Annotated in this window: 19 protein-coding genes; 12 read left to right on the top strand and 7 right to left on the bottom strand. The window is 54.6% G+C overall.

Going from position 1 to position 20209, the window contains the following annotated elements; all coding sequences use genetic code 11:
* The first annotated feature begins 56 nt into the window (after positions 1-56).
* Complete coding sequence (locus SERS4_RS0108930; RefSeq protein ID WP_026142287.1) at positions 57-1745, top strand: aspartate:alanine antiporter; 1689 nt, start codon at positions 57-59, stop codon at positions 1743-1745.
* A 203-nt stretch (positions 1746-1948) separates the two neighbouring features.
* Here SERS4_RS0108930 and SERS4_RS0108925 read toward each other — a convergent pair whose 3' ends face one another.
* The 3 genes from SERS4_RS0108925 to SERS4_RS0108915 all read right to left on the bottom strand — a co-directional run bounded on the left by SERS4_RS0108925 (position 1949) and on the right by SERS4_RS0108915 (position 4653).
* Positions 1949-2917 carry a threonine/serine dehydratase gene (locus SERS4_RS0108925; RefSeq protein WP_017892225.1) on the bottom strand — a complete coding sequence of 323 codons (969 nt, stop codon included), beginning with the start codon at positions 2915-2917 and terminating at the stop codon, positions 1949-1951.
* Positions 2918-3159: 242 nt separating this feature from the next.
* Positions 3160-3672, bottom strand: coding sequence for a serine protease inhibitor ecotin (eco, locus tag SERS4_RS0108920; RefSeq protein ID WP_012006070.1), 513 nt, complete (start codon positions 3670-3672; stop codon positions 3160-3162).
* Positions 3673-3813: 141 nt separating this feature from the next.
* Complete coding sequence (locus SERS4_RS0108915) at positions 3814-4653, bottom strand: 5'-methylthioadenosine/S-adenosylhomocysteine nucleosidase (RefSeq protein WP_026142286.1); 840 nt, start codon at positions 4651-4653, stop codon at positions 3814-3816.
* Between the two features lie 136 nt (positions 4654-4789).
* Here SERS4_RS0108915 and SERS4_RS0108910 point away from each other — a divergent pair, with 136 nt between their 5' ends.
* Both SERS4_RS0108910 and ybjG read left to right on the top strand, forming a co-directional pair.
* Complete coding sequence (locus SERS4_RS0108910; RefSeq protein ID WP_371257884.1) at positions 4790-5542, top strand: phosphatase PAP2 family protein; 753 nt, start codon at positions 4790-4792, stop codon at positions 5540-5542.
* A 5-nt stretch (positions 5543-5547) separates the two neighbouring features.
* On the top strand, positions 5548-6153 hold the full coding sequence (gene ybjG, locus SERS4_RS0108905) for an undecaprenyl-diphosphate phosphatase (protein WP_017892222.1): 606 nt from the start codon (positions 5548-5550) through the stop codon (positions 6151-6153).
* Positions 6154-6189: 36 nt separating this feature from the next.
* On the opposite strand, the gene SERS4_RS0108900 is transcribed toward ybjG, so the two are convergent.
* Complete coding sequence (locus SERS4_RS0108900) at positions 6190-7032, bottom strand: hypothetical protein (protein WP_017892221.1); 843 nt, start codon at positions 7030-7032, stop codon at positions 6190-6192.
* Positions 7033-7247: 215 nt separating this feature from the next.
* On the opposite strand from SERS4_RS0108900, the gene deoC reads away from it, so the two are divergent.
* From deoC to SERS4_RS0108880, 4 genes are all read left to right on the top strand, one after another.
* Positions 7248-7928, top strand: coding sequence for a deoxyribose-phosphate aldolase (gene deoC, locus SERS4_RS0108895; protein ID WP_012006065.1), 681 nt, complete (start codon positions 7248-7250; stop codon positions 7926-7928).
* A 145-nt stretch (positions 7929-8073) separates the two neighbouring features.
* Positions 8074-8838 carry a DNA-binding transcriptional repressor DeoR gene (gene deoR, locus SERS4_RS0108890; protein ID WP_017892220.1) on the top strand — a complete coding sequence of 255 codons (765 nt, stop codon included), beginning with the start codon at positions 8074-8076 and terminating at the stop codon, positions 8836-8838.
* Positions 8839-9808: 970 nt separating this feature from the next.
* A complete protein-coding gene (locus SERS4_RS0108885; RefSeq protein WP_012006063.1) occupies positions 9809-11104 on the top strand; it encodes an HAAAP family serine/threonine permease in 1296 nt (431 codons plus the stop codon).
* A 91-nt stretch (positions 11105-11195) separates the two neighbouring features.
* Complete coding sequence (locus SERS4_RS0108880; protein WP_012006062.1) at positions 11196-12563, top strand: L-serine ammonia-lyase; 1368 nt, start codon at positions 11196-11198, stop codon at positions 12561-12563.
* 63 nt (positions 12564-12626) lie between these two features.
* Here the strand turns inward: SERS4_RS0108880 and SERS4_RS0108875 are convergent, their stop codons facing one another.
* Complete coding sequence (locus SERS4_RS0108875; protein WP_012006061.1) at positions 12627-13832, bottom strand: serine hydrolase; 1206 nt, start codon at positions 13830-13832, stop codon at positions 12627-12629.
* 465 nt (positions 13833-14297) lie between these two features.
* Between SERS4_RS0108875 and SERS4_RS0108870 the strand changes: the two genes are divergently transcribed.
* Positions 14298-15665: a cystathionine beta-synthase gene (locus SERS4_RS0108870; RefSeq protein WP_012006060.1), complete on the top strand. Its 1368-nt coding sequence runs from the start codon at positions 14298-14300 to the stop codon at positions 15663-15665.
* Between the two features lie 13 nt (positions 15666-15678).
* Positions 15679-16824 carry a PLP-dependent aspartate aminotransferase family protein gene (locus tag SERS4_RS0108865; protein WP_017892219.1) on the top strand — a complete coding sequence of 382 codons (1146 nt, stop codon included), beginning with the start codon at positions 15679-15681 and terminating at the stop codon, positions 16822-16824.
* 84 nt (positions 16825-16908) lie between these two features.
* Here SERS4_RS0108865 and SERS4_RS0108860 read toward each other — a convergent pair whose 3' ends face one another.
* Positions 16909-17928 carry an isopenicillin N synthase family oxygenase gene (locus tag SERS4_RS0108860; RefSeq protein WP_017892218.1) on the bottom strand — a complete coding sequence of 340 codons (1020 nt, stop codon included), beginning with the start codon at positions 17926-17928 and terminating at the stop codon, positions 16909-16911.
* Positions 17873-18109 carry a hypothetical protein gene (locus SERS4_RS26210; protein WP_071592999.1) on the bottom strand — a complete coding sequence of 79 codons (237 nt, stop codon included), beginning with the start codon at positions 18107-18109 and terminating at the stop codon, positions 17873-17875. The genes SERS4_RS0108860 and SERS4_RS26210 overlap by 56 nt, the downstream gene beginning before the upstream one ends.
* A gap of 112 nt (positions 18110-18221) precedes the next feature.
* On the opposite strand from SERS4_RS26210, the gene SERS4_RS0108855 reads away from it, so the two are divergent.
* The 3 genes from SERS4_RS0108855 (at position 18222) to SERS4_RS0108845 (ending at position 20205) form a co-directional block, all read left to right on the top strand.
* Complete coding sequence (locus SERS4_RS0108855; RefSeq protein ID WP_012006057.1) at positions 18222-18878, top strand: HAD family phosphatase; 657 nt, start codon at positions 18222-18224, stop codon at positions 18876-18878.
* 104 nt (positions 18879-18982) lie between these two features.
* Complete coding sequence (locus tag SERS4_RS0108850) at positions 18983-19603, top strand: glutathione S-transferase family protein (protein ID WP_017892217.1); 621 nt, start codon at positions 18983-18985, stop codon at positions 19601-19603.
* Positions 19604-19785: 182 nt separating this feature from the next.
* A complete protein-coding gene (locus SERS4_RS0108845) occupies positions 19786-20205 on the top strand; it encodes an N-acetyltransferase (protein ID WP_017892216.1) in 420 nt (139 codons plus the stop codon).
* The last annotated feature ends 4 nt before the right edge of the window (positions 20206-20209 follow it).

Genomic DNA, 20209 nt, shown 5'->3' with positions numbered 1-20209 from the left:
TATATCTTATATTTATCTATATCAAGCACTTACTGGTAAACAATAAGTTATCCTACGTGAACATAAACGTCGCTAGTTTGTTAAACGGTAACTACATCCTGTTACTGTTCGTGGTACTCGCGCTGGGGCTGTGCCTCGGTAAAGTCCGTCTGGGCTCCGTTCAACTCGGTAATTCCATTGGTGTTTTGGTGGTTTCGCTGTTGCTCGGCCAACAACACTTCGCCATTAACACAGAAGCGCTGAACCTCGGCTTTATGCTGTTTATTTTCTGCGTTGGCGTGGAAGCCGGACCGAACTTTTTCTCGATATTTTTCCGCGACGGCAAAAATTACCTGATGCTGGCGCTGGTGATGGTCGGTTCCGCGATGGTGATTGCCATCGGTCTGGGCAAACTGTTCCATTGGGATATCGGCCTGACCGCCGGTATGCTCGCGGGCTCAATGACCTCGACCCCGGTTCTGGTCGGCGCCGGTGATACGCTACGTAATACCATCACCAATGGCCCGGCACTGCTGGCAGCGCAGGATCATCTGAGCCTCGGCTACGCCCTGACCTACCTGATTGGTTTGGTGAGCCTGATTTTCGGCGCGCGCTACCTGCCCAAGCTGCAACACCAGGACCTCTCCACCTCCGCCCAACAGATTGCCCGCGAACGCGGCCTGGACACCGACAGCCAACGCAAGGTTTACCTGCCGGTCATCCGCGCCTATCGCGTTGGCCCCGAGCTGGTAGCCTGGGCCGATGGCAAAAATCTGCGTGAGCTGGGTATCTATCGCCAGACCGGTTGCTATATCGAACGTATCCGTCGTAACGGCATTTTGGCCAACCCGGACGGTGACGCGGTATTGCAGGTGGGCGATGAAATTTCCCTGGTCGGCTATCCCGATGCCCATGCACGACTGGACCCCAGCTTCCGCAACGGCAAAGAAGTCTTCGACCGCGACCTGCTGGATATGCGCATCGTCACCGAAGAGATCGTGGTTAAAAACAGCAATGCGGTGAATAAACGCCTGAGCCAGTTGAAGCTGACCGATCACGGCTGCTTCCTCAACCGGGTGATCCGCAGCCAGATTGAAATGCCTATCGACGACAGCATTGTGCTCAATAAAGGCGATGTGCTGCAGGTCAGCGGTGACGCCCGCCGGGTGAAAAGCGTGGCGGAGAAGATTGGCTTTATCTCGATCCACAGCCAGGTGACCGACCTGCTGGCATTCTGCGCCTTCTTTATTATCGGGTTATTGATAGGCCAGATCACCATTCAGTTCAGCAATTTCTCGTTCGGCATCGGTAACGCCGCCGGTTTGCTGATGGCCGGCATCATGCTCGGCTTCCTGCGCGCCAACCACCCGACCTTCGGTTACATTCCGCAGGGTGCGCTGAACATGGTCAAAGAGTTCGGCCTGATGGTGTTTATGGCCGGTGTCGGTCTGAGCGCCGGTGCCGGTATCGGTAACAGTCTGGGAGCCGTTGGCGGCCAGATGCTGATCGCCGGGTTAATCGTCAGCCTGGTGCCGGTAGTGATTTGCTTCCTGTTCGGTGCCTACGTGCTGCGCATGAACCGCGCCCTGCTGTTCGGCGCGATTATGGGGGCCCGAACCTGCGCGCCGGCAATGGAAATTATCAGCGATACTGCGCGCAGTAACATTCCTGCGCTGGGTTATGCCGGGACCTACGCCATAGCTAACGTATTGTTAACCCTGGCAGGCTCGTTGATAGTGGTGTTGTGGCCGGGGATCATCGGCTAACCGATAAGCAATAAAGATGAATCAGTGGCAAAAATATTTTGAAATTTTTATCCCCGGTGAGAACTTTCCTTTCGGGGGGTAGTCTTAATTAGTGCCACTGCTTTTCTTTGATGTCCCCATTTTGTGGAGCCCGTTAGTCCCGCCTATTTAGGTTCAAGACTAGCGGGTTTTTTATTGCCTGAATAAACTCCGCAGGAGAAAAATCACAGGGTTTGCGAGTAGCTAACCCATTTCGACATGTCCTGATGGGAGATATTTCCACCGCACACTACCATCCCAATGACGGCGTTAGCGGGAAGCTTGGGGGCAATGGCCATAGCCGCAGGTATCAGCGTCCCGGACGCCAGTTCAACCCATAATTTTGCATCTTCGCCAAAGGCCACCATTCCCTCTACCGCTGCCTTATCCGATACCACAACCACTTCCTCGATATAAGCTTGAGCATGGGCCAGCATCATTTCATCAATGACAGGCACGCCGAGGGTAGAGATAATTGAAGTCACCTCAATGTTCACCGGTTTGCCGGCGCACAATGCCTGGTGCATCGAACTTGCCCCAGAGGTTTCAACCCCCCAAACTCTCATCTCTGGCTTTATGGCTTTTAGCGCAGTAGCCACACCAGCCAGCATACCGCCGCCGCCCACCGCAACCAGGACGTCGGTAAGTTCCGGACAGTCGGCAATGAACTCCAGTGCCAGGGTTCCGTGTCCTTCGGCGATCAGCGAGTCGTTGCAATCATCAATGACTACGTATCCCTGGTCAGCCAAGGCCTTGGCCCGCTCAAACGCAGCGTGAACATCAGATTCCACGATAACAGAGCTGCCCAGTTCACCCACCCGGTCGATGGCGGTTGCCGGGGCACTTTGCGGCATAATAATAGTGACATCAGCCCCAAAGATCTTCGCCGCCTCGGCTATCGCAATGCCAAAATTACCGCCGCTCACCGCCACAAACCGGTTATCTTTAACATTATCCGCCAGGCTCAAAAATTTGTTAAGCACGCCCCTGGCTTTAAAAGAGCCCCCCAACTGAGTATTTTCAAGTTTCAGGAAAACCGGCCTCTGTAGTTTTTCAGTCAGTTTCGGTGCTGGAATAGTGGCGGTGCGAATAACTTTCCCATTGAGCCGTTCTGCTGCTTCAGTAATGGCGGTAAATTCAATTAATTTTGTCATTTTTGCCCAGTCAGGTGAATTTTATTGTTGCGCATATAAAGCTGAGATTTTAATCCTGCAGCCTTTATCGGAATACACGTCAAACTACAGACTTTTACTGCCGTTTTCTATTGCTTCACGCCAGGGTGCGATAAACAAAAAAACCCGTCCGAGGGGCAATGGCCAACGGCGCAATGCACTCTCCAGACGGGTTCATTTTCGGGTAATCACTTAGCCGTGCTAATGGTTAGCACGCATCGGTATTACTTCTGTTCTGCCTTGCTGACGGTGTCTTCGGCTTTCCACACGCGGTATTTCACTTCCACGTCTTTCGGTGCGTAGACCACGATTGGCAGGCGGCTGTTGTAACGTTGCATGGCAGCGTCACCCAGGTTGGCAGCGATAAATTTCTGCTGTTTGGTATTGTCCGGGCAAGCCATCATGGTGGAAGCCGGCTCAGACAGTTTTTCCACTACCAGGTAGTCGTAACCCCAACCGGAAAGGGTTTTGGTTTCCAGCGTGCCGCCAATCATGTGGCGGTTACAGTCCACTTCCAGCGTTTTGCCAATCAGCAATTCAACCTTGAAATTCTCTTCGTGTTCCTGCTTCGGCAGGTAAATCACCTGGCGGCTCATGCCCTTTTCGGCTTTCGGGTAAGGAGCGACCTTTTCCAGCGGCTGCTTGCTGATATCGGTGTCTTCGGACGAGGTAGCAGCAATGGCGCTGGCGGAAACGGCCATCAGCAGGCCGGAAAATACAACGGATGCCTTGTTCATGTTTATATCCCTACAATTTATTAAATGCTCCGGGCATAAGCTAATACACTACCGGCAAGCTCGCCAGTAGTTTAATCTTCTTTACAATATACAATGGCCAGTGGCAATAACCCACCAATGGCCATTAATTAGGATAAATCATTAACGAGTTGCGTTTTTGGCGATATAAGCTTTCACCACCTGATAGACATAATCCTGGCACGCCAGGCCAGTCTGCGGATCGTATTTACCCTGATTGGTAATATTGTTGGACAGCACGCGGATGCCGACAAAGGGAATATTGAAGGAAGCGGCGATCTGCGCGGCGGAGGCGGTCTCCATCTCTTCAACCGAGGTATGATAGTTTTCGTGGAAGTAACCAATACGGTCCAGTTCACTGTTCCACACATCGGCGGAACCAATAACCCCTTCAACCACCTTGCCCTGGGTATAGCCACTCTTCACACTTTCAGCTATCGCCAACAGTTTGGCGTCAGCCGGAAACTGACGGATGCTGTGGGCATTTTTATCTTCACCGGCACTGCCTTTCGAAGCCAGTAAATCCATCGGCTGCCATTGTCGCGAGTCACTGCCTTCCCCCGCCGCCTTCTTCGGTGTTTTAAACGCGCCTAGGCTGACCGAATACTTGCCCAATACGATGTCGTACACCTTCAGCGCCGGGTCGTGGCCACCGGCAGTTCCCTGATTGATAATTGCTACCGGATGAAATTGGGTTGCGGCAATAGCCGTCGCGGCCGCTGCATTCGACATGCCTTTCAGGGTTTCTGACACCACCACCGGATAGCCATCCACCGTGCCGCGCCAGAAACGCCAACCGCCAATCTGCTCTTCACGCGGGTTTTCCAGGCGTTGGGCAAAACGTTCTGCCTCTACCGGCATCGCGCCCTGCACCACAATCGGCCCGGTAACCTGCGCTGATACCAAAGGGGAAAAAACCGCACTACAGGCTGCCAACAGCGCCAAATTCAATTTTCTTGTCATCACCACATCATTCCAATAAAAAGCAAACGATTACCTTAGCCGAAAGCCAATAATCCGCCTATTGCTTTCTTAAGCTCGGTACTCTGGGCATTAAGGTTTTCTTAAGACAGAATTATTACAGTGGCAACATCCGTTAATGTCACCGAGCCTGCGCGTGAACCCAAAACCTTCATTAAATCAATCCTCAACAACACCCCAAATTAAGACTAACGCCCTTTACTCCCTGCCGGCATCCTTTTACCGTTGGCAGGTTTTGGGATTGGTAGTCAGTGGCTTGCTGTTCCTTTGGCTGTCGCGAAACGAACAATTGGACTGGGCTGTCAGCAATTACTGGTTCGATGCCACCAGCGGACATTTCCCCTGGCAGAACGATCGCTGGCTGGACCTGATTAACCATCGCCTGCTGAAAATTGGCGTTATTACCGGTGCGGTGCTGGCGCTGTTTTGGGGCATTTACCGCCGTAACCCGCGCATGATCGTCAGCATGTTGCTGATCGGCATTGGCCCATTGGTGGTCGGCATCCTTAAAGCCACCAGCGCACATTCCTGCCCATGGGATTTGATCGAATACGGCGGCAAGGCGATGTCCTACCCGCTGTTCGGCACCATTCCGACAGAGCCCGGGCCGGGCCGTTGCTTCCCTGGTGGTCATGCCTCCAGCGGTTTTGCGGTGATGGCGCTGTTTTTCCTGTTTTATCCGCAACGCCCGCGCCTGGCCTACTGGTGCTGGTTCGGCGGTATTGCGCTCGGCATGCTGATGGGTTTTGGTCAGGTGATGCGCGGCGCACATTTTTTTACCCATAACCTGTGGGCGGGTTGGTGGGTTTGGCTCAGCCAACTGGCTGTTTATTGGATGGTGAGCGGGTATCTCCGCCGCAAGACGAGGTAAATATTATGGAGCAATTGAATTATCTTCTTTTCGCCTGGATCAACGCGACCCCGGCGTCCCCCGAGTGGTTGATTGATACCGCCACCTTTTTGGCGCGCGATCTGATCGCTATCGTACCTATGCTGATCGTTGGGCTATGGCTGTGGGGGCCGCAGAATCAACTGGTGTCGCAGCGTCAAGTGGTGGCCAAGACGACAATTGCTCTGCTGTTCGCCATGCTTGCCTCCGCGACCATTGGCATGCTGCTGCCGCACGAACGGCCGTTTGTGGCCGGTGTCGGTTATACTTTCCTGGCCCATGCGCCGGACAGCTCCTTCCCCAGCGATCACGGTACCGCCATCTTCACTTTCGCTCTGGCCTTTTTGTTCTGGCACCGGGTCTGGTCAGGCATTTTATTGCTGGCTGTCGCGGCCGGCATTGCCTGGTCGCGCGTCTATCTGGGCGTACACTGGCCGCTGGATATGGTAGGTGGCTTCCTGCTCGGCCTGGTCGGTTGCCTGTTTGCTCAATTGGTCTGGAACCTGTTTGGCGATAGCTTCGCCGACAAGCTGACGCGCCTGTACCGCTTCCTGTTCGCCTTCCCGATCCGCAAGGGCTGGGTGAAAGAGTAAGCCTGTATTTTGGCCGGGGCGGCATCGCCCCGGCTATCACACCACCCCGGTAGTCACGCAGAACTCACGCGTTTTCCCCGCCCCGATCATCATTCTCGAGTGTTCACTTTGCCCTTGCGGACTACAGGTGGCTGGCTGAATGAACCTGAACAGGCGCTGATTTCCCTGCTGTGTAATGCGGCGCAGGCCATAATTGAACTGCTCGGTGGCGAAACGCGTAACATATCGCCTCCCCTTCGACGCCAACATATAGAACTCGGCCTGATCAACATACAGTGACAAATCGTCCGAGCACTGTAGCCTTTCTTCGGTGATGCTCCCCGGTGGCGTCAGCGCCGGCGTCGGCAGGTTCTGCCTGAACACCGCTGCGGGAATACAGCCGTAGTTAAGCTGGCAAACATAACTTAGCGGCAGGGGGCGGTCGGCAAGGTTGGTGATTTGCATATCAATGGAGAATTGAGCACTGTCCGCCGTCAAACGGACCGCCGGACGCAACCGACAATGTTGATGGGCAGATTCCCCACGGCCGTACAGCGCCAGCGTATCACCCTCAACCTGCAACCAGACAAGCTGCATGTCTAAGAATGAGCCACCCTGAGGTGACCAGGGGGAATGAAAGGCAACACTGCCGTCCGGCTTGCCCCCGAGAGTTTTGACACTGCGACGGCCCGACTTCAACGAGTAACCATCAAAATCGGCATCCCAAATCGTCAGCGCGCGGTAAGGCAATACTCGCAGTGAGCCACGGCGGTTTGCCAGCGTCAGCATCGGCCCTGCGGCTTCACAGTTAAAAGCGGTGACTACAAAATCCGCATTGCGGAAAACTTCATACGGTTGCGCTCCGAACTGTTCTGGCGCCAAATTTATTATCATATCCATACTTTTCCCCTGGGTGTTCACGCGAGTTATCCCGCGACCAACGCCTAAAATGTTACTTAAATAACATTTATCTCACCCCATGTTATACGTTAAACAGCCAAAAAACGATGATCTGGCATTCATTTTTAAACATCACTATGTTTGCCGCCAGTTAAATGTTATTATTCTAACATTACTCACATCCTGCTTTGATAAAACCTTAATAAGGAATCGAGATGACTACCGAAAACATTGATTACGCCCGCTATGTCGATCACACCCTGCTGGCGATGGATGCCACTGAAGAGCAAATCGCCAAACTGTGTGAAGAAGCGCAACAACACAACTTCTACGCCGTCTGCGTTAACTCTGGTTACGTGCCATTGGCTGCGCACCTGCTGCAAGAAAGCGAAGTGAAAATCTGCTCGGTGATTGGTTTCCCGCTGGGTGCCGGCCTGACGGTAACCAAAGCTTTCGAAGCTAAAGCGGCAATTGCTGCCGGCGCGCAGGAAATTGACATGGTGATCAACGTGGGTTGGCTGAAAAGCGGCCTGCTGGATGAAGTTAAAGCCGACATCGCCGCAGTGCGCGAGGTTTGCGCGGCGATCCCGTTGAAGGTAATATTGGAAACCTGCCTGCTCAGCGATGCGCAGATCGTTCAGGTTTGTGAAATGTGTCGCGAACTCGATGTGGCCTTCGTTAAAACCTCTACCGGCTTCAGCACCGGCGGTGCTCGTGAAGAGCACGTCAAACTGATGCGCGCGACGGTGGGCAGTGAGATGGGCGTTAAAGCATCCGGCGCCGTGCGCGATCGCGCAACCGCCGAGAAGATGATCAAAGCAGGTGCAACGCGTATCGGCACCAGCTCTGGCGTAGCAATCGTTTCCGGTGATCAGGCCGCTGCCGGCAGCTACTGATAACCTGAGGCGTCTGGGTACCGGGCGCACGCCGTGATAATCTGATGCGGGGTAATAAGTTCAGCCGATGGCTGGGCCGCTATTACCCCGCATTTGTGTGTTCAGCCCTGATGAAACTTTCTTAACCCTGTGGGAAGACAGACAGATGGAAACGCGGCGCGAAGAACGTCTCAATCGATTAGTCCAGGCGTTAAAGCGCTCTGACAAGATCCACTTAAAAGAAGCCGCCGTCCTGTTGGGCGTGTCAGAAATGACCATTCGCCGCGATCTTAGCGCAGAACCGGCGGCCGTGGTTCTGCTGGGCGGTTACGTGGTGGCCGATCCGCGCAGTAACGGCGTGACCCACTATTTTGTTTCCGACCAAAAAGCCAAGCAGGTCACGGAAAAACGCCGTATCGGCCTGCTCGCCGCGCAGCTTATCAGCGAAAACGACACCGTATTTTTCGACTGCGGCACCACTACGCCGGCGATCATCGACGCGATCGCTGACGATCTGGACTTCACTGCGGTCTGCCACTCACTTAATACCTTCCTGGCGTTACAGGACAAACCGAACTGCAAGGTGATCCTGTGCGGCGGCGAATTCAAGCCGAACAACTATATATTCACCGCCGTCGGCCGCCACAGCGAGCTGGATCATATCTGCCCCAATATCGCCTTTATCTCCGCCGCCGGTTTGAGCCTGCAGCATGGCGCAACCTGCTTTAACTTTGATGAACTGGAGATGAAGCACCGGGCGATAACGATGTCACAGCAAAAAATCCTGGTGGCCGATCACAGTAAATTCGGCAAAACCAAACCCGCCTGCATCGGGCCATTGACTCAATTCGACCGGGTGATCACCGATCGCCAGCCTGACCCCGAGTTTGCGGAGTTTTTCAGCGAAAACGCGATCGCCATTCGTTTTTAATCTGCTCCCCTGTCGTCGACCCCGGTCGGCGGTGCTCTTCCCCCCCCCTTCTATCCCGGCAAGACTTCGGACAAATAACGTGCAATTGATTCGATTATTTTATTATCCCTACCCGAAAGCAGGTTAATAAATTGAAACAGTTTTGCAGGCTTATTCCTTCTGCGCAGATAAATCTTACGCAATATTACTTTTTCACTCTGCATAACAACGCTTTTATATGATAAATCGCAGTAGCGTCCGCGCGATAAATATCAACAATTACGCAACTAACGCGCTTTAAATATAACCAACCCAGCTTATTTATATGATGAATGATTAAGCAATTCCATCCGCTATTCACTTAACTAGTTTACCCACGTTATTAGCTGGATATTCAAAATAAATAAAATAAAAACAATATTTTAAGACAAATTTCGCTTTAAATCGCAATGTGATCTGCGTCACTAAAACCGCTTAATCCGGGTTTTTAGCTAGATCCAAACTCTCGCTTAAAATATATTGCTCGACTTGCTGACAACGGCAGCGTTTTATCTGGTTACAGATTGCTCATACCAGATAAACCCTGAAACATTGATGAGAGCGTTTTCAGCATGAAATCTTACACAAGCGCGCAACATATGCATTAAAAACCAATATAAACGCATTTAGCCGCACACATTACGCATTTGAGAGCATGATCACGGTTGTTTCTACTGTAAATCGTTATCTTGCCGCCAACGAAAATCGGCAGGCAATGACCTTCCGGCAGCAGTCCCGATACGACGCCCTATATAGGCTAAATATCATTTGATTAGTTATCCGGCACAACTGCCAAGGGTAATTAGACGATTAAACAACCAGGGGGACGCCAACCATCCCCGCAAGCAACATCTGATTCTTACCGATGCCGCCATCTGATATTGCGTCATTCGGATTTAACCTTAAGTTTTGCCTTTAATTTTAAATTAGCGTGTTCACTTCGGAGATATTTATGGACACTACACAGACCGGCACTATAGCCTCTGCGGCTTCTGGCTCTACCAGTACCTGGCGTAAAACCGACACCATGTGGATGTTGGGCCTGTATGGCACCGCGATTGGCGCGGGCGTTTTGTTCCTGCCAATCAACGCCGGTATCGGTGGTTTGATCCCCCTGATCATCATGGCCATCATTGCGTTCCCGATGACCTTCTTTGCGCACCGTGGCCTGTGCCGCTTCGTTCTTTCCGGCAAAAACGCCGGTGAAGACATCACCGAAGTCGTTGAAGAACACTTTGGTATCAGCGCCGGTAAGCTGATCACCCTGCTCTACTTCTTTGCCATTTACCCCATTCTGTTGGTTTACAGCGTCGCCATCACCAACACTGTCGACAGCTTCATTACCCACCAACTGGGGATGGCTTCGCCGCCACGTGCCATTTTGTCGTTGATCCTGATTGTCGGCCTGATGACCATCGTGCGTTTCGGCGAGCAGGCTATCGTGAAGACCATGAGTATCCTGGTGTTCCCGTTTGTCGCCGTATTGATGCTGCTGGCTGTGTACCTGATCCCGAACTGGACCACCGCCATCTTCGATAACGTTTCTCTGTCCGGCGCAGGCACGGGTATGGGTCATGGTCTGGTTATCACCCTGTGGCTGGCGATCCCGGTGATGGTGTTCTCCTTCAACCACTCACCAATCATCTCTGCCTTTGCCGTAGCCAAGCGTGAAGAGTACGGTCAGGAAGAAGCCGAGAAGAAATGCTCCCGCATTCTGGGCTTCGCTCACATCATGATGGTGTTGACCGTAATGTTCTTCGTGTTCAGCTGCGTGCTGAGCCTGTCGCCGGAAAACCTGGCGGAAGCCAAGGCGCAGAACATCTCCATTCTGTCTTACCTGGCTAACCACTTTAATAACCCGATGATTGCCTACATCGCACCGGTTATCGCCTTTATCGCCATCACCAAATCGTTCCTCGGTCACTATCTGGGTGCACGTGAAGGCTTTAATGGTCTGATTGCCAAGTCGATGAAAAGCCGCGGTAAAACCATCAGCACCAACAAACTGAACCGTATCACCGCCCTGTTTATGCTGGTGACTACCTGGATTGTTGCGACCCTGAACCCAAGCATCCTCGGCATGATCGAGAATATGGGTGGCCCAATCATCGCCATGCTGCTGTTCCTGATGCCGATGTACGCTATCCGTAAAGTGCCGGCCATGCGCAAATACAGCGGCCACATCAGTAACGTGTTCGTGGTAGTGATGGGCCTGATCGCCATCTCCGCAATCCTGTACAGCTTCTAATCAAGCCCAGCCGGCGCTACCTTGCGCCGGCTTTTCAGCACGGCCCCCTTTCCTGCATTAACGCCTAACACCTGAAGAAGGAGGCGAGACCATGGTCAGCGTTTTCGATATTTTCAAAATTGGTATTGGCCCATCCAGCTCCCACACCGTCGGCCCGATGAAAGCCGGCAAGCTGTTTGTCGATGAATTGATTGCCAGCCAGCAGTTGATGGATACCACTCGCGTGGTGGTGGACGTCTACGGTTCGCTGTCGCTGACCGGCAAAGGTCACCACACCGATATTGCCATTATCATGGGCCTGGCGGGTAACCTACCGCACGATGTTGATATCGACGGTATCGCCGGTTTTATCCGCGACGTTGAACAACGCGGCCGCCTGTTGCTGGCCAAGGGCCACCACGAAGTGGATTTCCCGCTGCAAACCAGCATGAATTTCAACAGCGATAATTTACCGCTGCACGAAAACGGCATGCGCATCAGCGCCTTCGCCGGTGAACAACTGCTACACAGCAAAACCTATTACTCTACCGGCGGCGGTTTTATCGTCGATGAAGAAAACTTCGGCCTGGCTGCGGCCAATCCGGTTCAGGTCCCCTTCCCGTTCAACTCGGCGCGAGACTTGCAGCAACACTGTAAAGACGCCGGTTTGTCGCTATCCGGCCTGGTGATGCAAAACGAATTGGCGCTGCACAGCAAGGCCGAGATCGACGCGCACTTCGCCGACGTCTGGCAGGTGATGCGCGCCGGCATCGAACGCGGTATGAACACCGAAGGCCTGTTGCCCGGCCCGATGAAGGTTCAGCGTCGCGCTGCCGCCCTACGCCGCCTGTTGGTGACCGGTGACAAGAACAATATCGATCCGATGAACGTGGTCGACTGGATCAACATGTTCGCCTTTGCCGTTAACGAAGAAAATGCTGCCGGTGGCCGTGTGGTCACCGCCCCGACCAACGGCGCCTGCGGCATCATCCCGGCGGTGCTGGCCTATTACGACCAGTTTATTCGCCCGGTAAACCCCAATTCCTACAGCCGTTATTTCCTGACGTCCGGTGTGATCGGTGCGCTGTACAAAATGAACGCTTCAATCTCCGGTGCCGAAGTGGGCTGTCAGGGCGAGGTGGGCGTCGCCTGCTCAATGGCCGCAGCAGGGTTGGCAGAATTGATGGGCGGCAGCCCGGCACAGGTTTGTATCGCGGCGGAGATCGCCATGGAGCACCACCTGGGGCTAACCTGCGATCCGCTGGCCGGTCAGGTTCAGGTACCCTGTATCGAACGTAACGCAATTTCCGCGGTGAAGGCGGTCAATGCCGCACGTATGGCGCTGCGCCGCACCAGTGAGCCGCGCGTGTGCCTGGATAAGGTGATCGAAACCATGTATGAGACGGGCAAAGACATGAACGCCAAGTACCGCGAGACATCGCAAGGGGGATTGGCGATCAAGGTAGTGGCCTGTAACTGATAAAAAATGAGGGCGCAATCATCAATGACGGCGCCCTCTTCTTAAAGCTTATTGCTGTAACCCTTAACCAAACACGCTACCGAACCACTGGGTCAGCTTCATCATCACCATGTCCCAGATGCGGCTGAAGAAGTTACCTTCTTTCACTTCCTGCATCGCCACCAGCGGATACTGTTCAATGGTTTTACCGTCAAGCTGGAAATCAATGGTGCCGACCACCTGATTTTTTGCCAACGGGGCTTCCAGCGTCGGCTGGTTCAGCTTGTAACTGGCCTTCAGGTTTTTCATCTGCCCTTTCGGGATGGTGACGGCTGCGTCTTTCGCTACGCCCAATGGCACTTCGCCGACGTCGCCAAACCACACTTTCTGGGTCACAAACGGCTTGTCAGTTTTAATTGGTGTGGCGGTTTCGTAGAAGCGGAAACCCCAGGTCAGCAGTTTTTCACTTTCACTAAAGCGGATACGGTCGCTTGGCGCCCCCAGCACTACCGAAATCAAACGCATTGGCCCGTCGGTAGCGGAGGCCACCAGGTTATGCCCGGCGCCACCGGTATAACCGGTTTTGATGCCATCGACGCTCAGGTTGGTGCTCCACAACAGACGGTTGCGGTTAACCTGACGAATTTTATTGAAGGTGAACTCTTTTTCTTTGTGCAATGCGTACTCATCCGGCACATCGCGGATCAGTGCCTGGCCGAGCAGCGCCATATCGCGTGCGGTGCTGTACTGCCCTTCCGCATCCAGGCCGTGCACCGTCAGGAAATGGGTATTCTGCAGGCCCAGGGATTTGGCGTAGTTGTTCATCAAGCCAACAAACGAATCCTGACTGCCCGCGACATAATCAGCCAACGCGATGCTGGCATCATTACCCGACTGAATAACGATGCCCTTGTTCAGTTCCATTACCGGCACCTGATCGCCCGGCTTGATAAACATCAACGAGGAGCCGCGCAGCGCCGGGTTGCCGGTTGCCCAGGCGTCCTTACCCACGGTCACCATATCCTCAGGTTTAATCTTGCCGGCCTTGATCGCCTGGCCGATCACATAGCTGGACATGATCTTGGTCAGGCTGGCGGGGTCAAGACGGGTGTCGGCATTGCCTTCCGCCAGGATTTTTCCGCTGTTGTAATCCATCAGCACGTAGGCCTTGGCGTCAACCTGTGGCGCGGCCGGCGCTTCGGCCGCCTGAACAACAGGTACGGCCAGCAACAGTATGCTGACGCTAAAAGTTAATTTTTTCAGAGTGCTAGGTAAGTTTCTTTTCATCATGACGTCGCCAGAGTATCCATTCAAATCATTGAAATAGCGTTAACTTTCAAACATATTCACGTTTTCAGCCAACCAGCGAGAGTGGCCCGGCACGCATTTACCAACCGCAAACTCCCTGCGGCCCCATGACGGGTGAGCGGCGCACCGAAAATGCCCTTGCTGTGAGTTTATTAGATTCATCTTATTTTTGCAGGGTTTAGCATGAATTTTCATCATTTTTACATAACTGTACGCTGTTACGCGTAATTTGGATAAAAAGCCAGCCGTAAGTGTTTTTTTTATACTACTCACCGCTAAACGGCTGCACATCTAAACTGCTGAACATCTGCGCCTCCATACGTCCAAATAAGATTAATATATTCCAAAAATGCATATTGAACGGTTATTTGTTCTTTTTAATGCGCTTATTGGCAGAGCTATCATCCATATAACGGCTTTTAAACCGCATTATTTTGGAGACACCCCATGGCCATACCTCATTCCGTCATCGATATGATCGGCAACACTCCGATGCTGGAACTGACCGGGTTCGATACCGGCCCCTGTCGGCTGTTCGTCAAACTGGAGAATCAAAACCCCGGCGGTTCGATCAAGGACCGCGTGGCACTATCGATGATCGAACAGGCGGAGCGTGACGGCAGCCTGCAGCCCGGCGGCACCATCATTGAAGCCACCGCCGGCAATACCGGCCTGGGGCTGGCGCTGGTGGCCGCCCTGAAGGGATATAAACTGCTGCTGGTGGTACCGGACAAAATGAGCCGGGAGAAGATTTTCCATTTGCGTGCGCTGGGTGTGGAAGTTTTGCTGACCCGTTCCGACGTGGGCAAGGGCCACCCGGCTTACTATCAGGACTACGCCAAACGCCTGGCGAGCGAGACGCCCGGCGCGTTCTATATCGATCAGTTTAACAACCCTGCCAATCCGGCGGCCCATTCCCGCACCACCGCCCCGGAACTGTGGCAACAGATGGAGCATCAGGTGGATGCTATCGTGGTCGGTGTCGGCTCCGGTGGCACGCTGGGCGGTCTTAGCCACTATTTTGCCGAAGTATCGCCGCAGACCGAATTTGTGCTGGCTGACCCGGCCGGTTCGATCCTGGCGGATTATCTCGATAACGGCCAGATAGGCGAGGCCGGCAGTTGGCTGGTGGAAGGCATAGGTGAGGATTTCGTCCCGCCGTTAAGCGATTTCAACCAGGTGCGCAACGCCTACCGCATCGGTGATGCCGAGGCCTTTACCACCGCACGCGACCTGCTGCGTAAAGAGGGTGTGCTGGCCGGCTCGTCTACCGGCACCCTGTTGGCCGCCGCGCTGCGCTATTGCCAGGCGCAGACGGAACCGAAACGGGTGGTCACCTTCGTGTGCGACAGCGGCAACAAGTACCTGTCTAAAATGTATAACGATCACTGGATGCTGGAACAGGGCCTGTTGAGTAAACCGCAGCATGGCGATCTGCGCGATCTGATCGCCTACCGCCATGACGAGGGCGCGGCAGTGTCGGTGGCATCGGAAGATACTCTGGCGATCGTCCATGCCCGCATGCGGCTGTATGACATTTCGCAGTTGCCGGTGCTGGAGGGCGATCGGGTGATCGGTCTGATCGACGAGTGGGATCTGCTGAATGCCGTGCAGGCGGACGCCAAACATTTCAGCCTGCCGGCCTCCCGCGCCATGACCCCTTCGGTCAAAACCTTGCAAAAGGAAGCCAGCTATCAGGATTTGCTCGCCACCTTCAACCATGGCCACGTGGCGGTGGTGCTTGACGGTGAGCGTTTCCTCGGTCTGATTACCCGCACAGACGTACTTAACGCCTGGCGCCAAAAATTACGTTAATAAGGATGATTGTATGGCCAAGTTTGATACGTTGACCGTTCACGCCGGTTATACCCCGGACGCTACCGGCGCAGTGATGCCGGCCATTTATGCCACCTCCACCTATGCCCAACCGGCACCGGGGGAACATACCGGCTATGAATATTCGCGCAGCGCCAACCCAACACGTACCGCGTTGGAGAGTGCCATCGCCGAACTGGAAGGCGGCAGCCGCGGCTACGCTTTTGCTTCTGGCCTGGCGGCCTGCTCGACGGTGCTGGAGCTGCTCGATCAGGGCAGCCACCTGGTGGCGGTTGACGACCTGTACGGCGGGACCTATCGCCTGCTGGAAAAGGTGCGTAGCCGCACCGCCGGATTGCGTGTGACCTATGTTTCACCGGCGGACATTACCGCACTGGAGCAGGCGATCGAACCGGATACCAAAATGATCTGGGTGGAAACGCCGACCAATCCGCTGTTGAAGCTGGCGGACTTGAGTGCGATCGCGGCGATCGCCAAAAAACACGATTTAATCAGCGTGGCGGACAACACCTTCGCCTCACCTTATATTCAACGTCCGCTGGAACTCGGCTTTGACGTGGTGGTGCATTCCGCCACCAAATACCTCAATGGCCATTCCGACGTGGTGGCCGGTGTGGCCGCGGTAGGGAATAACCCGGAGTTGGCCGAACAGCTGGGCTTCCTGCAAAACGCGGTAGGTGGCATTCTCGATCCGTTCAGCAGTTTCCTGACGCTGCGCGGTATTCGCACGCTGGCGCTGCGCATGGAGCGTCACAGTAATAGCGCCTTGCGCATCGCCCAGTGGCTGGAAAGCCAACCGCAGGTTGAAGAAGTCTACTATCCGGGCCTGCCGAGCCATCCGCAACACGCGCTGGCGGCGAAGCAGATGAGCAGTTTCGGCGGCATGATTTCGGTACGCCTGAAAGGTGACGATGCCTTTGCCCGTCGGGTGATCAAACGTTCAAAACTGTTCACCCTGGCAGAAAGCCTGGGCGGCGTGGAAAGCCTGATTAGCCAACCGTTCAGCATGACTCATGCGTCGATCCCGCTGGAGCAGCGGCTAAAAACCGGCATCACGCCACAGTTACTGCGTCTGTCGGTAGGCATTGAGGATGCGGATGATCTGATCGCCGATTTGCAGCAGGCGCTGGCGGAGTAATCGCAGCCCTGATGTAAAACCGTAGGGGTCGAACATGTTCGACCCGATTTAACCCATTGGGCGCTGCATGCGGCGCCCCTACCATTAGGCGACAACGTCCTGGTAATAGCGCTGCGCCACGTCGGGATGAGAGCGGATGCGTCCTTTCAGGTAGTTAAAGCCCACGTCACGCAACAGTGGATTATGCGGATCGCTGGCTGGACCACGCGCCTCGGCCGCCAAATGCGCAGGGAGCTGATACAGCGGCACCACGGCGTCCAGCCGTGCCCCGAGGAAGAAGGCAATCGACAGGCGCTCGCTGCCTGCCGGCGGTGTCTCTACCCGGTGCACCGTGGCACGCAGATAGCCGTTGGTTGCCAACTCCAGCAGTTCACCGATGTTGACCACAAAGCTTTCTTCAAGCGGTTCGGCGTCAACCCAGCGCCCTTCGTCAACTTCAACCTGCAGACCTTTCTGCCGGTCCTGCAGCAAAAAACTGAGAAAACCGGAGTCTTTATGGGCGCCCACCCCTTGCCCGCTGTCGGTAGCATCACGCCCCGGGTAACGGATCAGTTTGATATGTTCATTGGGTTTATCGCCGTAGAGCGAGTCAAATGCCTGCTCCGGCAACGAAAGCGCCAGCGCGAAGGCGCGCAACAGTCGCAGCGACATGGCGGTCATCGCCTGCTGCCACTGCAACAGTAACGGTTTGAGTGCGGGCAACGCCTCAGGCCATTGGTTCGGCCCCTGCAAACGTGCCCAACGCGGAGTCTCATTGGCCAGTTGCAACGCAGGACGCTCCGCGCCGATATCGAACTGTTCACGCCAGTCCGGCTGTCCGCGCGTCAGTTCGGCCGCCGCTCGGTTATAACCGCGGAAATGCGGCGAATGCACCATCTGCACCGCCAGCTTGTCCGCTTCCGGCAGCGCAAAAAACTGCCTGGCATGCTGCTGCAGTTGTGCATTCAACCTGTTATCCACGCCGTGTCCGCGCAGATAGAAAAAACCTACATCACGGGCGGCCTCACGCAACCCATCAAGAAATGCCTGCCGCTGTCGCCGGTCGCCGTCAAGCTGCGAAAGACTCAGTTGCGGCAGCGTCTTCAACGTCAGTGGTGGCGTCATTATCCTGTTCCTCTTCATCTCCGATAAAAACCGGACCGCTATAAAGGCGAATGATCAGCATCGTTAACTCCTGGATGGCCAGTGCATTAGCCCTATAGTTACCACCCCGCCAGAGACGCCAGCCAATATTGTTGCGTTCTAAGTTATGCAAAGATTCAACAAAGCGTCGCAAAACTGTCATCAAGGTTTCTTATGCTCTGCGCAATTTGTTTGCCGCCACTGGCTGGCGGCTTACGCTATCCGCTATTCTGTATACACCCCCATTTAACTCCCTGCCTGCTGGAGAAATACTGATGGATTTAGCCTTATTCGACCTGGATGAAACCCTGATTGATGATGACAGCGCCAGCCTGTGGATGCGCTGGTTAGTCACCGAGGGGTTTGCGCCGGCGGAACTGGAACAGCAGGAACAGCAGCTGATGCAGCTCTATTATCAGGGCAAGCTGTCGATGGAGGATTACATGCAGGCCACGCTGGCCCCGTTGGCCGGCCTGAACACCCAGACGGTGGCCGGTTGGGTGCAGCGTTATATCCGCCGCGATATTCTGCCGCGTGTCTACCCCGCCGCCCGTGAACGACTGCTGTGGCACCGCGAGCGCGGTGACTGCATTTTGGTGATTTCCGCCACCGGCGAACATCTGGTCGCGCCGATTGCCGCACAGTTGGGTGCCGACGACGCACTGGCGATTGGCGTTGAGGTGCAAGACGGCCGCTTCACCGGTAACACTTACGGCACCATGACCTACCAACAGGGCAAGGTAACTCGCCTGAAGAAGTGGCTGGCTGAACACCCGGAGTTGAGCTTCGAGCACAGCCACGGTTACAGCGACTCACTCAACGACAAGGCGATGTTGGAATATGTCGACAGCGCCACGGTGATTAATCCGGACAGAGAGCTCAACGCGCTGGCGGTGGAGCACGGCTGGGAGATTTGCCGCTGGGAGCGCTGAATGTGCCGCCCGGTCGGCAAAAAATGCCTTCCGGTGTGACAACGGCTCAATTGTGGCGTACGAATAACAGCTTAGGTTAATTCACCCGTATAAAGAGGCGTTCTATGCTGACCATTTGGGGTCGTGAAAATTCGAACAACGTCAGAAAAGTGCTGTGGTGCGCCGCAGAACTGGAGCTGAACTACAGCCATATCAATGCCGGTGGCGCCTTTGGCAAAGTGAACGATGAGCTCTACCGTTCATTAAACCCGAACGGCCTGGTGCCGTTGCTGCAGGACGATGACTTCGTTCTGTGGGAATCCAACACCATAGTGCGCTATCTGGCGGCAAAATTTGGCAGCGAGCCGTTCTACCCGCAGGATCTGCAGGCACGCGCCAGCGCTGAGAAATGGATGGACTGGACCACCTCCACCATTGTCAGCCACTTTAGCGTAGTGTTCTGGGGCCTGGTGCGCACCAAGCCGGAACTGCGCGACATGGCCAAGATTGAAGCGGCGATCGCCGCGCTGGAAAAGCACTTCGACATCGTGGAAGAAACCCTGGGCCGCCAGCCTTATCTTTCCGGCGAGTCGTTCGGTATCGGTGACATCCCGCTCGGCAGCTTTGCTTACGCCTGGTTCTCTATGCCGATTGAGCGCCAACCCCGCCCGAACATGGAACGTTGGTATCAGCAACTAACCGAACGCCCGGCCTATCAGCGTGGCGTCATGAGTGAGTTAACCTGAGTTTTCTGCGCCCCTGCCGGGGCGCTATTATTTCTCCGCCAGTTGCCGGCACATCCCCCTGAAGTCATCTGGCCCGCCGCCCCTAACGCGCCCAGCGTGCTGACCCCATGTTTATATTAAATTTCAACATGTTGCCTTTTCCACGGACTGTGCTTAAGTTAAGGGTTCACCAAGGAGGAAACATGAACATCACCGTTACCGAGATACCTGACGAAGAAACCCTCAACGTGATCCGTTTGGGTTTGCGGGCCCATAATAGCCCGTATATTGACCCTACCCAACGCAAACCCCTTGCCGTCTATAGCCAGGATGAAGCCGGTCGGGTGGTCGCAGGCCTGACCGGTGAAACCTGGGGCAACTGGTTGAGCGTGGAATGGCTGTGGGTGGATGATTCGCAGCGCGGCAGCGGGTTAGGTCGCAAGGTGGTGCTGGCGGCGGAACAGGAAGCCAGGGCGCGGGGTTGTCGTTATGTTCGCCTGGATACCTTCAGCTTTCAGGCGCGCCCCTTCTACGAGAAACTCGGTTACCAACTACAGATGACGCTGCAGAATTATCCGGTAGAGCACGAATGTTACGTTCTCACCAAAACTCTTTTTGAATAGCAGG

Origin of the sequence: Serratia sp. S4 (assembly GCF_000347995.1) — a bacterium.
In the GTDB taxonomy this organism is placed as follows: domain Bacteria; phylum Pseudomonadota; class Gammaproteobacteria; order Enterobacterales; family Enterobacteriaceae; genus Serratia; species Serratia quinivorans.
This window is presented reverse-complemented; position numbering and strand designations above follow the sequence as displayed.